Consider the following 13,737-nt stretch of genomic DNA (forward strand, 5'->3'; position numbering starts at 1 on the left):
ATGAACGCAATGGTGAAGTCCGAGGGCGTGCACAAGTCCTTCGGCCCGGTGGAAGTCCTCAAGGGCATCGACCTGGAGGTCAAGCAGGGCGAGGTGTTCTGCCTCATCGGCCCCTCCGGCTCCGGCAAGTCGACCTTCCTGCGGTGCATCAACCACCTGGAGAAGATCAACGCCGGCCGGCTGTACGTCGACGGTGAGCTGGTCGGCTACCGCCAGAAGGGCGACAAGCTGTACGAGCTCAAGGACAGCGAGGTCGCCCTCCAGCGCCGGGACATCGGCATGGTGTTCCAGCGGTTCAACCTGTTCCCGCACATGACGGCGCTGGAGAACGTCATGGAGGCCCCGGTCCAGGTCAAGGGCGTCAGCAAGGCCCAGGCCAGGGAGCGGGCGGGCGAGCTGCTGGAGCGCGTGGGTCTCGCCGACAAGGCGAAGAACTACCCCTCCCAGCTCTCCGGCGGCCAGCAGCAGCGCGTCGCCATCGCCCGGGCCCTCGCGATGGACCCGAAACTGATGCTGTTCGACGAGCCCACCTCGGCCCTCGACCCGGAGCTGGTCGGTGACGTCCTCGACGTCATGCGCGACCTCGCCGAGTCGGGCATGACGATGGTCGTCGTCACCCACGAGATGGGCTTCGCCCGCGAGGTCGGCGACAGCCTGGTCTTCATGGACGGCGGTGTGGTGGTCGAGTCCGGCAACCCGCGCGACGTCCTGACCAACCCGCAGCACGAGCGGACGCAGGCGTTCCTGTCGAAGGTCCTGTAAGCGCGTGTGAGCGCACGGGAAAGGGGCGGTACGGGTCTCCCGTACCGCCCCTTTCCCATGTCCTCACCTGACCGCGAGCAGCAGCGTGTCCGAAGGCGAGCACCACACGGGTCGTGCCTCCCCGAAACCCTTCTCACGCAGCACGCGCGCGTGCCACGCGGCGGACGGCATGTCGCCGTCGGCGTGCTCGCCGTAGATCTCGAAGCGGCGGGCGGTAGGTCCGGCGAGGACGGGGTCCTGCCCGGCGACCTCCCACCACTCGGCCCAGTCCAGGGCGCCGTCCCGCTTGGCCTGTTCCATGCGGGCGTGGCGCTGGGCGCGCTCGGCCGCGTTGATCCGGGGCGTCGTCTCGTCGATCATGTGGTCCGCGTTCATGAAGACACCGCCGTCGCGGACGAGTTCCGCGACCCGACCGTAGAGGGCCGCGAGGGGTTCGCTGTGCAGCCAGTGCAGGGCCGTGGCGGTCAGGACGGCGTCGTAGGAGTCGTACGGCAGGGTCGTGGTCCAGTCCGGGTCCTTGAGGTCGGCGGTCACGAAGGTGACCCGGTCGTCGCCGGCGAAGGTGCCCTCGGCGATGGCGAGGAGGGCCGGGTCGAGGTCGACGCCGGTGCTGGTGGCCTCCGGGAACCGGGCGAGCAGCCGGGCCGTGATACTTCCCGTGCCGCACGCGAGGTCCAGCACGCGCGGCCGGGGTCCGACGAGGGCCTCGACCATGTCGAGCATGATCCGGAAGCGTTCCTCGCGGTCGGGCATGTACCACTCCTGCTGCCGGCCCCAGCTCTGCTGCCAGGCCTGCCAGTCGGTTTCGGTACGGGTCGTCATGGGAGCCCCCTCTTCATGCGCACACGTAATACCCTGGAAGCACGATCAGTCATTACCAACCGACCGCACCACGACCATAGAACGCCTCCGTAAGGACTACAAGTGGAACTGGCCTATTACTCGGATTACGCCGTGCGTCTCGTCAACAGCGAGGACCCGGCCCGGGGCAAGGACGCACTGACCTCGGTCGAGGCCGTCCGCGACCTGTTCGGCGCCAGCCAGGAGGCGGCCCGCCGGGCCACCGAGTCCGACGTCACCCGCTTCCGCTCGGTCCGGGCCCGGCTGCGCGCGGTCTTCGAGGCCGCCGACGGCGGCGACGAGGCACTGGCGGTCAACCTGCTCAACGCACTGCTGCTGGAGTTCCCGGTCAGCCCGCAGATCTCCGGGCACGACCACCGGGACGAGGACGGCCGCCCGCTGTGGCACATGCACCTGGCCGACCACCCGTCCAACGTGACCGCGGGGTACGCCGCCATCGCCGCAATGGGGCTCGCCTTCCACCTCACCGAGTACGGCGTGGACCGCCTCGGCCTGTGCGAGGCCGCACCCTGCCGCAACGCCTACCTGGACACGTCCACGAACCGCTCCCGGCGCTACTGCTCCGACCGCTGCGCGACCCGCGCCAACGTGGCCGCCTACCGCGCCCGCAAGCGCCTGGAGGCCGACCGGTCGGAGAAGACGGGCCGGGCCGCCGACAGCACCCAGCGGGCCAGCGCCAGCGGCGAGCGCTGACCGGCCTCCGGCGGGCGGTAGCGGAAGCGGACCTTGCCCAGGATCAGGTCGTCGGGCACGACGCCGAAGTCGTTGCTGTCGGCGGTCGCGCCCAGCGGATTGTCGGCCAGCACCCACCAGCCGCCCGGCCGGCGCTCCGCCGCCCGCTTCACCACGAGCAGGTTCTGCTGCAGGGGATGGCGCAGGATGACGATGTCGCCGGACCGCACCCGGCCCGTGTAGCGGACCAGCAGCTGATCCCCGTCGTAGAGCGTGGGCACCATCGACGGCCCGGTCACCTCGACCCACCCGAAGGGCGGGAGCGCTGCTCCGTGTTCGGTCTCCTGCGACAGCTCCGGCATCCCCGGCACCTCCCCGGTACGTTCATCCACCAGTCCCAGTCTGACCCCGGACTTTTGTCCTAAGCCCATGGGGGCACTCGCGAAAACCCGTCTCGCAGGGAGTAATGTCCCACCTGAGAAGACGATCACGAGGAAGGAATGCTCCATGCTTTCCCGCCTGTTTGCCCCCAAGGTCAAGGTCAGCGCCCACTGCGACCTGCCCTGCGGCGTGTACGACCCGGCCCAGGCCCGCATCGAGGCGGAGTCGGTGAAGGCCGTCCAGGAGAAGATGGCCGGCAACGACGACCCGCACTTCCAGGCTCGCGCCACCGTCATCAAGGAGCAGCGCGCCGAGCTCGCGAAGCACCACGTGTCGGTGCTCTGGAGCGACTACTTCAAGCCCCCGCACTTCGAGAAGTACCCGGAGCTGCACCAGCTGGTCAACGACGCCCTGAAGGCCCTGTCGGCCGCCAAGGCGTCCACCGACCCGGCCACCGGCCAGAAGGCGCTGGACTACATCGCCCAGATCGACAAGATCTTCTGGGAGACCAAGAAGGCCTGAGCCTCACCACGTCTCGCCGTACGGCGGCGCAGTGACACAGATCACTGCGCCGCCGTCGCGTGTCGAGCGCGTGTTCTGCACGTGCGTGCCCGTGCGATGCTGGCGACGTGAACCGTGAGGATCTGGTGCGCCTGCGCAAGGCCCGCGACCGTATGGACCGGGAGTACACCGAGCCGCTCGACATGGCGGCCCTCGCCGGCACCGCCCTGATGTCCCCGGGCCACTTCCAGCGCAGCTTCAAGGAGGCCTACGGCGAGACCCCGTACGGCTATCTCATGACCCGCCGCGTCGAGCGGGCGAAGATGCTGCTGCGCCGCGGCGACCTCTCCGTCACCGAGGTCTGCATGGCCGTCGGCTGTACGTCGCTGGGGTCCTTCAGCGCCCGCTTCACCCAGCTGGTGGGCGAGACGCCGAGCTCCTACCGGGCTCGTTCGCACGAGGAGAGCGCGGAGATCCCGCCCTGTGTGGTGCGGGCGTACACCCGCCCGAGGCGGGCGTGAGGCCGGTATCGACCTTAGGTTGGCTCCATGGACCTGAAACTCCACACCTGTTTCATCGCCGTCGACGACCACGACAAGGCGATCGCCTTCTACTGCGACGTCCTGGGCCTGGAGGTCCGCAACGACGTCAAGTACGAGGGCATGCGCTGGACGACCGTGGGGTCGCCGCTCCAGCCGGACGTGTCGATCGTCCTGGAGCCGCCCGCCGCCAACCCCGACCTCTCCCCCGCCGACCGGGACGTGATGGAGCAGCTGCTGGCCAAGGGCGTGCTGCGCGGGGTCAACTTCACCACCGCCGACTGCGACGCCCTCTTCGCCCGGGTCAAGGAGTCCGGCGCCGAGGTGCTCCAGGAGCCGACGGACATGCCGTACGGCGTGCGCGACTGCGCGTTCCGGGACCCCGCCGGAAACATGCTGCGGTTCATGCAGGCCCCCTGACCTACGATCCCCGGCATGAGCATCCGCTGGACGTACGCCTTCATCGACCGCCCCGCCGAACTCGCCGCCCGCGCCCATGAGTTCTGGACGGCGGTCACGGACACGCAACTGTCCGCGCCGCGGGGCGAGTTCGTGACGCTGGTGCCGTCCGGCGCCGACCCGTGCGTCAAGGCGCAGGGCGTCGACTCGGGGGCCGGTGGCGCGCATCTCGACTTCTCGGTGGACGACGTACCGGAGTTCGTGCGGTCGGCGCTGCGGCAGGGCGCGACCCTGGCCGCCGAGCACGAGGGGTGGGCCGTACTCCGTTCCCCCGCCGGGCAGTTGTTCTGCGCGGTGCCCTGGCACGGCGAGTCCGTACGCCCGCCCGTCGTGCACGGCAGCCGCCTCGACCAGGTCTGCCTGGACCTCGCACCTTCGCGCTACGACGCCGAAGTCGCCTTCTGGAGCGCCCTGTTGGCCGGCTGGGAGGCGCGGCCCGGTTCACTGCCCGAGTTCCACGTGCTCGTCCCGCCGCCCGGGCTGCCGGTCCGCATCCTGCTCCAGCGGCTCGGCGAGGAGCGCGGCGCCTCCGCCCATCTGGACCTGGCGTGCGCCGACATCGAGGCGACCCGGGTGCGGCACGAGGGGCTGGGCGCGGCGACGGTCGCCCACGGCAGGCACTGGACGGTGATGCGCGATCCGGCCGGCGGCACGTACTGCCTGACCGGCCGGGACCCGGAGACCGGCGGGCTGCCTAGCGCGGGGTGACCTCCCACGGTTCCACGTCCACCACGGCGGCCACCGGGAGCGGCCCGTAGATGTGCGGGAACTCCTCCGCGCCGGGCTCCGGGGCCTCGTACTTCAGGGGTACGCCGAGCCGGTCGGGGTCGATGACCAGCAGTACCAGCTCGTCGGGGCCGTCGTAGTCGCCGTAGAGGAAGGCCGCGACCTTCGGGCATTGGGCGCGCGTCGAACAGTGGATGAAGCCCTCCTCCTGGAGGGTCTTGCCACGGGTCGACATCTCGTACGTGCCCCGGGCGCGGGCTTCCTCCCACAGGGAGCGTTCGGTGAGGTGCACGACGTGTTCGGTCATACGGGCCACGCTACGGCCTCAGCCGCGCCGCCCGCCTCCGCAATCACGGCTGCTCGGACGGACGACCGAGCGTCTTGTCCGGGGCGTCAGCGCTTCCTGCTGTACGTGCGCACCAGGACACCGTTCCCGAAGGCGCGCACGGCGTCGAGGGCGAACTCGTCGACCGAGAAGCCGGCGGCGAACATGGGCATGCCGGTGCCGAGGGCGACCGGGTAGGTCTTGATGACGAGTTCGTCGACCTCGTCGCGCAGTTGACCGGCGAGCTGGGCGCCGCCACAGAGGTAGATCCCCAACTCGCCTTCCTCGGACTTGAGTTCGCGAACCCTGCCGAGCAGGTCGGTGGCGATGATCTCGACGTGCGGGTCGGGGGACTCGGTGAGGGTGCGGGAGGCGACGTACTCGCGCAGATGGCCGTACGGGCTGGTGAAGCCCTCCTTCAGGCCGACCTCGTAGCTGCCGCGGCCCTGGATGACGGTGTCGAACCTCTTGTGCGGCAGGTGGTGGACGCCGAGCGCCCTGCGGCCGTGGGCCGCCATGGTCTCCGGATATTCGGCCGTGAGGAACGCGATGAACTCCTCGTCGACGAACGGGTACATGAACGACGCGTCGCCGCTCTCGTCACCGATGAAGCCGTCGATCGAGCAGGCGACGAAGTACGTGAGCTTTCGCAAGCGGGTCTCTTTTCGTAGGCTGCGTTCTGTTCTACGAACCACTTCGGATGTAGTACTTCAGTTGTAGTACTTCGGTTGTAGTGGTTGCAAGGGAGTTTCCGGGTGCGACCGGAAGTGGGAGAAGGGGTTCCGCATGGCCGTCAATCCGCAGCGGCGGGCGGCGCTGGTCGACGCCGGGGTCGAGGTGCTCGCCCGGGAGGGGGCGCGCGGGCTGACGTTCCGCGCGGTGGACGCCGAGGCCGGGGTGCCGGTGGGCACCGCCTCCAACTACTTCACCGGGCGCGACGACCTGCTGCGGCAGATCGACACCCGGCTGCACGTGCGGCTGGCGCCCGACCCCGAGGTGCTCGCCGGACTGCTGACGAGGCCGAAGGACCGGGCGCTGGTCACGGCGTTCATGCACGATCTGATCGCCCGCGCGACCGCCGACCGCACCGGCTATCTGGCCCTGCTGGAGATGCGCCTGGAGGCCACCCGGAGGCCCGAACTGCGGGAGTCGTACACCAAGTCGGTACGCGGCGACCTGGAGTACGGCATGGAGTTCCACCGGGACGCCGGGCTGCCCGGCGGTGACGAGACGGTCGTGGTGCTCTATCTCGCGATGCTCGGACTGATCCTGGAGCACCTGACCCTGCCGGGGGTGCTGGACGGGGTGCTGCCGGGGGTGGGGATTCCGGAGGGGCTGGTGGAGCGGATCGTGGCGACGGTGGTGCCCGAGGCGTAGGTCAGTCTCGGACTCGGGGTTCGCGCCACATCGGCCACATCCGCGGGCCGTCGGGGAGGTCGAGCGGGCGGTCCACGAGCGTGAAACCGAGGCGTTCGTACAGGCCGCGGCTGCGGGCGCTGCTGGCCTCCAGATAGGCGGGCCGCCCCTCGCGGTCGCAGCGGTCGAGGACCGAGCCGATGAGGGCGGTGCCGAGCCCCTCGCCCTGCCGCTCCGGGTGCACGCCGATCATCCACAGGTACTCGTGGGCACGGCCGGCGGGGTGGACGTCCTGGGTGAGCCGGGCTATCAGCTCGACCCGCTCGTTGTCGGGGTCGACGCTCGCGCGGACCTGGGCGGGGCCGTCGTCGTCGCCCTCGTCGTGCTCCTCGGCCGCCACCGGCAGCCACAGCGCGCAGGCCGTGCCGTCCTCGGTGAGGTCGATGCGGCCGTCGGCCAGCACGATGTCGGTGAAGGCGGCCATGAGCCGGTGATGGGTGGCCCGGCGGTACTCGTCGCCCGGGAAGACCCACCGGCTGACCGGGTCGCTCTGGAACGCCGTGTCCAACAGCCGTACGACCAGCTCGCGATCATCCTCGCCCGCCGCCCGGATCGCCACGCCCATGGTCCGCCCCTCTTCGCCAACTCACTCTGTCCATGCGGGGGTTGACTCTATCGGGGGTGTGATGCGAAGGGCCCCTGGGGCGTGGATGAGCGGAAGTGGCGGGGCCCGCACGCCGTGGGGATGTGCGGGACCCGCCGGGCCGGAGCCTCCCGGGACCGCGCGGGGTCAGGAGCCGCGCGGCCCCGGGGGTTCCGGGGTCTGGGTGGACTGCGTCCGCCTCCGTGTTCGTGCTCGTGTCCGTATGCGTGCTCGTGTCCGCGGCCGTGCTGGTGCCCGCGGCCGTGCTGGTGCCCGCGCTGGTGCACGCGGTCGTACTCGCGCTCGTGCTTGTGCTCGTACTCGCGCCCGTGCCTGTGAGTACGGCCTCCTGTAGTCCCAGCGCTCAACTGCTGCGCCGTGTCACGTACTCCGCGAGGGCCAGGAGCCCGCCTGCCGCCTCCGGATCGGGCACCGCCCGGGCCAGTTGGCCCACCGCACGGCCCATCCGGTCGGCCGCCTGATCCTGCGCCCAGTCGCGTCCGCCGGCCTGCTCGACGGCGACGGCCGTGCCGTCCAGGTCCTCCTCCGCGCGGGGAGCCGAGTAGAGCTCGGCCAGCCGGACGGCCGCCGGGGTGCCGGAGGTCAGCGCGGCGACGACCGGCAGGGACTTCTTGCGGGCGGCGAGGTCGGCACCGGCCGGCTTGCCGGTACGGCCCGGGTCGCCCCATATCCCGATGACGTCGTCGATGAGCTGGAAGGCGAGACCGGCCTCGCGGCCGAACGAGTCCAGCGCCTCGACGTCGTCCTCCGACGCGCCCGCGTAGAGCGCGCCGAGCGCGCAGGCGCACCCGAGCAGGGCGCCCGTCTTGGCCTCGGCCATGCCGAGCACCTCGTCGAGGGTGACCTCGCCGGGGCTCCGCTTCTCCAGCGCCACGTCGGTGTGCTGGCCGGCGCAGAGTTCGACGACGCAGTCCGCGAGCCGGGCGGCGGCCGCCGCGGACGCCGGGTGCGGGTCCTCGGCGAGCAGCCGCAGGGCCAGCGCCTGGAGAGTGTCCCCGGCGAGTATCGCGTCGGTGTCGCCGAAGACCGTCCAGGCCGTGGGCCGGTGGCGCCGGGTGGTGTCGCGGTCCATCACGTCGTCGTGCAACAAGGTGAAGTTGTGGACCAGTTCCACCGCCGCTGCCGCCCGTACCGCCGCGGCCCGGGCCTCGGGCCCGCCGAGCGCGGTGGCCGCGGCGAGGACGAGCGCGGGCCGTATCGCCTTGCCCGCATGGCCCGCGGCCGGGGTGCCGTCGGCGTGCTCCCAGCCGAAGTGGTAGAGCGCGACCCGGCGCATCGATCCCGGCAGCGAGTCGATCGCGGCCCGCAGCGCGGGGTCGACCACCTCCCGCGTCCGCTCCAGGATCACCGCCGCCTCATGCCCGTCGATCGGGGCAGACCGGCCGGTCTCCGGGGCCGGGCGGTCATCCCCGGTGGCCCCGACGGGCCGCCGCCCTTCGAGTGCCTCGGAGCGACGGCGCCGTGTTGCCGTCATGAACTCACCCATGGGTCACCTCGGTAAGTCCGCGGACGGTGGCGCATCCGCTGCCGTCGGGCGCACCGCACCAGGGTGCTCCCGCCCTCGCGGGCGGGGGCACGGCGCATCAGGGGCGCGCAGGGTCACCGCCAGCGGCCGATCTCGACGTTCTCCAGGACGCCGAGCGCGTCCGGCACGAGGACCGCGGCGGAGTAGTAGGCGGTCACGAGGTACTTGATGATCGCCTGTTCGTTGATGCCCATGAACCTGACGGACAGGCTCGGCTCGATCTCGTCCGGGATGCCGGTCTGCTGCAGACCGATGACGCCCTGCTCGGCCTCACCGGTACGCATGGCGATGATCGAGGTCGTACGGGCCTCGGTGACCGGGATCTTGTTGCACGGGTAGATCGGCACACCGCGCCAGGTCGGGATGCGGTTGCCGCCCACGTCGATGGTCTCGGGGACGAGCCCCCGCTTGTTGAGCTCGCGGCCGATCGCGGAGATCGCGCGCGGGTGGGCGAGCAGCAGCTTGGTGCCGCGCCGCCGGCTGAGCAGCTCGTCCAGGTCGTCGGGGCTGGGCACGCCGTCGTGCGGCTGGAGCCGCTGGTCGTACTCGCAGTTGTGGAGGAGTCCGAACTCGCGGTTGTTGACGAGCTCGTGCTCCTGGCGCTCCTTCAACGCCTCGACGGTCAGCCGGAGCTGGTGCTCGGTCTGGTTCATCGGCTGGTTGTAGAGGTCGGCGACGCGTGAGTGGATGCGCAGGACGGTCTGGGCGACGCTCAGTTCGTACTCCCGCGGCCTCGCCTCGTAGTCGACGAAGGTGTGCGGGATGTCCGGCTCACCGCTGTGGCCGGCTGCGAGCGCGATCTCCTTCTCACCGTATTTGTTGGTGCTCTGCTCCGGGATCGAGCGCTGCCGCCGGAGGTGCTCGCGCAGGGTGTCGGTGCGCTCGGCGACCTGCTCGACGTCGTTGCGCGGCAGTACCAGCACCGTGCAGGCGGTGGCCGCGCGGGCGGTGTACTCCCAGATGGCGTCGGGGTCGAGCAGCGCATGGTCGCCGAAGTAGGAGCCGTCGGCGAGGACTCCGAGGACGGCGTCATCGCCGTAGGGGCCCGTGCCGACCTTCTCCACCCTGCCGTGCGCGAGGAGGTAGACCTCGTCGGCCTGGCTGCCGAAGGAGGTGATCACGTCTCCCGGCCCGAACTCGCGCTGCTGGCAGCGCCGGGCGAGCTCCGTGAGCACCTCCTCGTCCTCGTACGACCTCAGCGCCGGCAGTTCACCCAGCTCCGCCGGGATGACCTCGACGCGGTCGCCCGTCTTGACGAAGGTGACCCGGCCGTCCCCCACGGCGTAGCTCAGGCGGCGGTTGACGCGGTACGTACCACCCTGGACGTTCACCCATGGCAACGTGCGCAGCAGCCAGCGGGAGCTGATCTCCTGCATCTGGGGTGCGGACTTGGTGGTGGTGGCCAGGTTCCGCGCGGCTTCCGTACCGAGACTCTGCTGCGGCCGGCCCTGCTCCGTGCGGACCTCTTCGCCTACCGACATATGTGAAACGCCCTCCCGAGAACATGCCCGGGCGCCGGTCTGCGCCGGGGCATCTGTGTGCGCAAGCCTTCCTCACGGAGCGTGGCGGTGCTATTACCCGAAAGAGCGGGAATGGATCTTTCGCTTGCTGGGCATTGATCGCGTTCTCGTACGTGCGTGCCTTTCCGGTCGGCCGCCCGGCCTTTGTCCGAAACGGCTCGCACGCCGTACGAACGAGTAGTCCGGAGGGTCTGCTTTCGGTACAAGCACGGTTACGAGGCGACCGCGAGAGGCGGGCGCCGGCGCGCACGCGAAGGAGGCGGCATGGCCCCACCCATGTCCGCGACGGAGTTCCTGGACGCCCTGAAGGACGAGGGCGTCACCGTCGTCGAGGTCGGCGACTGGAGACACCACAACCGCAACCACAAGGGCCCCTGGGGCCCGGTCCACGGCGTGATGATCCACCACACGGTCACCAAGGGCAGCGAGCGCACCGTCGACCTGTGCCGCGACGGCTACGCGGACCTCCCGGGCCCCCTCTGCCACGGTGTCATCACCAAGGACGGCCGCGTCCACCTGGTCGGCTACGGCCGCGCCAACCACGCGGGCCTCGGCGACGACGACGTCCTGCGGGCGGTGATCGCGGAGAAGTCCCTCCCCCACGACAACGAGACGAACACCGACGGCAACCGCCACTTCTACGGCTTCGAGTGCGAGAACCTGGGCGACGGCCGCGATCCCTGGCCGGAGGCCCAGCTGGCGGCGATCGAGCGGGTGTCCGCCGCGATCTGCCGCCACCACGGCTGGACGGAACGGTCGGTCATCGGCCACCTGGAGTGGCAGCCGGGCAAGGTGGACCCGCGCGGCTTCACCATGGCGTCGATGCGGGAGCGCGTCAGGGACCGCCTCAAGTGACAATGGGGGCGTGACCGGCCCCGACCTCGCCTCCCTGCGTCCCCGGCTCCCGTCGCCGCTCCAGGAGATCGAGGACGACCGGTGCGCGCGCCGGGGCGTCCGGCTGCTCCTCAAGCGCGACGACCTGATCCACCCGGACCTGGTCGGCAACAAGTGGCGCAAACTGGCCCCGAACCTCCGGTCCGCGGCCGGCCGCCCGATCCTCACCTTCGGCGGCGCCTACTCCAACCACCTCCGCGCCACGGCCGCCGCCGGCCGCCTGCTGGGGCTTCCGACGGTGGGGGTGGTGCGGGGCGAGGAACTGGCGGACCGCCCCCTGAACCCGTCCCTGACCCGGTGCGTGGCCGACGGCATGCGCCTGCACTTCGTCGACAGGCCGACGTATCGCCGCAAGGCCGAGCCACCGGTGCTCGAAACGATCCTGCGGGCGACGCAGGCGGAGGACGCGTGGGTCGTGCCGGAGGGCGGCAGCAACGTCCCGGCGGTACGCGGGTGCCGGGCGCTGGGCGAGGAGCTGCGGGGACGGGCGGACGTGGTCGCGGCGGCCTGCGGCACCGGGGGCACGTTCGCGGGGCTCGCGGCGGGGCTGGGGACGGGGCAGCGGGCGGTGGGGATACCGGTGCTCAAGGGCGGTTTCCTGACCGCTGACATAGCGGGCCTTCAGGAGGCGGCCTTCGGCGGGCGGCGGGGCGACTGGTCCCTCGACGACCGGTTCCATTTCGGGGGTTACGCGCGTGTGACGCCCGAACTCGACTCCTTCGCCGACGACTTCGAGAGGCGACACGGGGTGGCCGTGGAACGTCTCTATGTCGCCAAATTGCTGTACGGGGTGCTGACTCTGACGGAGGAGGGGGCGTTCCCGGTGGGCAGCAGAGTGGTGGCGGTGATCACAGGGGCGCCGTTCACGGGGTGACCACGGAAGTCCTCACTCCGCCTCCCGGTAGGCCGCCGCCTCCTCCAGATCCAGTCTCCGCAGCAGCGTCCGGAGCATCTCGTCGTCGATGTGGCGGCCGTCCCGGAGCTTCACGAACACCGTGCGTTCGGCGCTGATCATCTCCCGGGACAGCCGGCGGTAGGTGTCGTCGGCGGTCTCCCCGGTCACCGGGTTCACCGCGCCGAGGCGTTCCCAGACGGCGTTGCGGCGGCGCTCCAGGACGGTGCGGAGGCGGTCGGCGAGCGGGGGCGGCAGGGTGTTGCGCTCGTCGGAGAGGAGTTCGTCCAGGCGGCGTTCGGCGGCCCGGGACGCCTGGGCCTGGGCGTTGGCCTCGGCGAGGGTGGAGGCCTGTGCGCCGGGTTCGGGGAACTTCACCAGCCGGATCAGCGGGGCGAGGGTGAGCCCCTGCACGACCAGCGTGCCGATGACCGTGGTGAAGGTCAGGAAGAGAATGAGGTTGCGCTGCGGGAAGGGCTCGTCGCCGTCGTGCAGGGTGAGCGGGATCGAGAAGGCGATGGCGAGGGAGACCACGCCGCGCATGGCGGCCCAGGACACCACGGCCGGCCCGCGCCAGGTGGGCGCCTTCTCGCGTTCACGGACCCGCGCGGACAGCAGTCGCGGCAGGAAGATCGCGGGATACACCCAGACGAACCGGGCCGCGACGACGATCAGGAAGACGGCGACCGCGTACCAGGCGGCGTCGAACCCCTCGTACTCCCCGAGGCCCTTGAGCACGACCGGCAGTTGCAGTCCGATCAGCGCGAACACGGAGGTCTCCAGCAGGAAGGCGACCATCCGCCACACCGCGTCCTCCTGGAGGCGGGTGGCGAAGTCGACCTCCCACGCGCGGTGGCCGAGATAGACGGCGACGACCACCACGGCGAGGACGCCGGAGGCGTGGAACTGCTCGGCGGCGGCGTAGGCGACGAACGGGATCAGCAGGGAGAGGGTGTTCTGGAGGAGGGGTTCCTTCAGGTGGGTGCGCAGCCAGTGGATCGGGACCATGAGGACGAGACCGACCAGCACACCGCCGATCGCCGCGAGCAGGAACTCGCCGATGCCCTCCGCCCAGGAGACCCCCTCGCCGACGGCGGCCGCGACGGCGACCCGGTAGGCGGTGATGGCGGTGGCGTCGTTGAGCAGGGACTCGCCCTGGAGGATCGTGGTGATCCGGGACGGCAGCCCGACCCGGCGCGCGATCGCCGCCGCCGCGACCGCGTCGGTCGGCGCCACCACCGCGCCCAGCACCAGCGCGGCGGCCAGCGGCAGTCCCGGTACGACGAGATAGGCGACCCAGCCGACGACGACCGTCGCGAAGAGCACGTACCCGACCGACAGCAGCGCCACCGGCCGCAACTGGGCCCGCAGATCGAGGTAGGAGCTCTCGGTGCCCTCCTTGTAGAGCAGCGGGGGCAGCACGAGCGGCAGGACGATCTCCGGGTCGAGGGTGTAGTCGGGCACGCCCGGCAGGTACGACACCGCGAGCCCCACCGCCACCAGCAGCAGCGGCGCCGGCACCGGGGTGCGCCGGGCCGCCGCGGCGATCGCGGCGCTCCCCGCCACCAGCAACAGCAGTGGCATCACGTCCATGGCCCTCGCCCGCCCTCGTCCATCGTCTTCCGCCCGCCGTCGATTTTCCGCGCGACCGTCCGCACAC

General features: G+C 71.0%; 17 protein-coding genes. 9 read left to right on the plus strand and 8 right to left on the minus strand.

The window, feature by feature from the left end:
* Positions 1 to 762, plus strand: coding sequence for an amino acid ABC transporter ATP-binding protein (locus DI272_RS16700; RefSeq protein WP_109496132.1), 762 nt, complete (start codon positions 1 to 3; stop codon positions 760 to 762).
* A gap of 63 nt (positions 763 to 825) precedes the next feature.
* Here the strand turns inward: DI272_RS16700 and DI272_RS16705 are convergent, their stop codons facing one another.
* The gene (locus DI272_RS16705; protein ID WP_109496133.1) at positions 826 to 1,584 is read right to left on the minus strand and encodes a class I SAM-dependent methyltransferase; all 759 of its coding nucleotides are present in this window, start codon (positions 1,582 to 1,584) and stop codon (positions 826 to 828) included.
* Positions 1,585 to 1,686: 102 nt separating this feature from the next.
* On the opposite strand from DI272_RS16705, the gene DI272_RS16710 reads away from it, so the two are divergent.
* Complete coding sequence (locus tag DI272_RS16710) at positions 1,687 to 2,316, plus strand: ABATE domain-containing protein (protein WP_109496134.1); 630 nt, start codon at positions 1,687 to 1,689, stop codon at positions 2,314 to 2,316.
* On the opposite strand, the gene sodX is transcribed toward DI272_RS16710, so the two are convergent.
* Positions 2,220 to 2,657, minus strand: a complete 438-nt coding sequence (gene sodX / locus DI272_RS16715) for a nickel-type superoxide dismutase maturation protease (protein ID WP_109496135.1) — start codon at positions 2,655 to 2,657, stop codon at positions 2,220 to 2,222. The genes DI272_RS16710 and sodX overlap by 97 nt on opposite strands.
* A gap of 145 nt (positions 2,658 to 2,802) precedes the next feature.
* Between sodX and sodN the strand changes: the two genes are divergently transcribed.
* From sodN to DI272_RS16735, 4 genes are all read left to right on the plus strand, one after another.
* Positions 2,803 to 3,198: a superoxide dismutase, Ni gene (sodN, locus tag DI272_RS16720; RefSeq protein ID WP_023546844.1), complete on the plus strand. Its 396-nt coding sequence runs from the start codon at positions 2,803 to 2,805 to the stop codon at positions 3,196 to 3,198.
* Between the two features lie 107 nt (positions 3,199 to 3,305).
* On the plus strand, positions 3,306 to 3,698 hold the full coding sequence (locus DI272_RS16725) for a helix-turn-helix transcriptional regulator (protein ID WP_109496136.1): 393 nt from the start codon (positions 3,306 to 3,308) through the stop codon (positions 3,696 to 3,698).
* A 27-nt stretch (positions 3,699 to 3,725) separates the two neighbouring features.
* The gene (locus DI272_RS16730) at positions 3,726 to 4,136 is read left to right on the plus strand and encodes a VOC family protein (protein ID WP_109496137.1); all 411 of its coding nucleotides are present in this window, start codon (positions 3,726 to 3,728) and stop codon (positions 4,134 to 4,136) included.
* A 15-nt stretch (positions 4,137 to 4,151) separates the two neighbouring features.
* Positions 4,152 to 4,883, plus strand: coding sequence for a VOC family protein (locus DI272_RS16735; RefSeq protein ID WP_109496138.1), 732 nt, complete (start codon positions 4,152 to 4,154; stop codon positions 4,881 to 4,883).
* Here DI272_RS16735 and DI272_RS16740 read toward each other — a convergent pair.
* Both DI272_RS16740 and DI272_RS16745 read right to left on the minus strand, forming a co-directional pair.
* Complete coding sequence (locus DI272_RS16740) at positions 4,870 to 5,208, minus strand: DUF952 domain-containing protein (RefSeq protein ID WP_109496139.1); 339 nt, start codon at positions 5,206 to 5,208, stop codon at positions 4,870 to 4,872. The genes DI272_RS16735 and DI272_RS16740 overlap by 14 nt on opposite strands.
* 86 nt (positions 5,209 to 5,294) lie before the next feature.
* Positions 5,295 to 5,879 carry a dihydrofolate reductase family protein gene (locus DI272_RS16745; protein ID WP_109496140.1) on the minus strand — a complete coding sequence of 195 codons (585 nt, stop codon included), beginning with the start codon at positions 5,877 to 5,879 and terminating at the stop codon, positions 5,295 to 5,297.
* 133 nt (positions 5,880 to 6,012) lie between these two features.
* On the opposite strand from DI272_RS16745, the gene DI272_RS16750 reads away from it, so the two are divergent.
* Positions 6,013 to 6,603 carry a TetR/AcrR family transcriptional regulator gene (locus tag DI272_RS16750; RefSeq protein WP_109496141.1) on the plus strand — a complete coding sequence of 197 codons (591 nt, stop codon included), beginning with the start codon at positions 6,013 to 6,015 and terminating at the stop codon, positions 6,601 to 6,603.
* Position 6,604: 1 nt separating this feature from the next.
* Here DI272_RS16750 and DI272_RS16755 read toward each other — a convergent pair whose 3' ends face one another.
* From DI272_RS16755 to DI272_RS16765, 3 genes are all read right to left on the minus strand, one after another.
* Complete coding sequence (locus DI272_RS16755) at positions 6,605 to 7,207, minus strand: GNAT family N-acetyltransferase (protein WP_109496142.1); 603 nt, start codon at positions 7,205 to 7,207, stop codon at positions 6,605 to 6,607.
* Positions 7,208 to 7,589: 382 nt separating this feature from the next.
* On the minus strand, positions 7,590 to 8,720 hold the full coding sequence (locus DI272_RS16760) for a family 2 encapsulin nanocompartment cargo protein polyprenyl transferase (RefSeq protein ID WP_375138044.1): 1,131 nt from the start codon (positions 8,718 to 8,720) through the stop codon (positions 7,590 to 7,592).
* A gap of 125 nt (positions 8,721 to 8,845) precedes the next feature.
* Positions 8,846 to 10,252: a family 2B encapsulin nanocompartment shell protein gene (locus tag DI272_RS16765; protein WP_109496144.1), complete on the minus strand. Its 1,407-nt coding sequence runs from the start codon at positions 10,250 to 10,252 to the stop codon at positions 8,846 to 8,848.
* 303 nt (positions 10,253 to 10,555) lie between these two features.
* Between DI272_RS16765 and DI272_RS16770 the strand changes: the two genes are divergently transcribed.
* Complete coding sequence (locus tag DI272_RS16770) at positions 10,556 to 11,146, plus strand: N-acetylmuramoyl-L-alanine amidase (RefSeq protein WP_109496145.1); 591 nt, start codon at positions 10,556 to 10,558, stop codon at positions 11,144 to 11,146.
* Positions 11,147 to 11,156: 10 nt separating this feature from the next.
* Positions 11,157 to 12,059 carry a 1-aminocyclopropane-1-carboxylate deaminase/D-cysteine desulfhydrase gene (locus tag DI272_RS16775; RefSeq protein ID WP_109496146.1) on the plus strand — a complete coding sequence of 301 codons (903 nt, stop codon included), beginning with the start codon at positions 11,157 to 11,159 and terminating at the stop codon, positions 12,057 to 12,059.
* Positions 12,060 to 12,071: 12 nt separating this feature from the next.
* On the opposite strand, the gene DI272_RS16780 is transcribed toward DI272_RS16775, so the two are convergent.
* Positions 12,072 to 13,670: a Na+/H+ antiporter gene (locus DI272_RS16780; protein WP_109496147.1), complete on the minus strand. Its 1,599-nt coding sequence runs from the start codon at positions 13,668 to 13,670 to the stop codon at positions 12,072 to 12,074.
* Positions 13,671 to 13,737 lie beyond the last annotated feature (67 nt).

Source organism: Streptomyces sp. Act143, assembly GCF_003143935.1.
Taxonomy (GTDB): domain Bacteria; phylum Actinomycetota; class Actinomycetes; order Streptomycetales; family Streptomycetaceae; genus Streptomyces.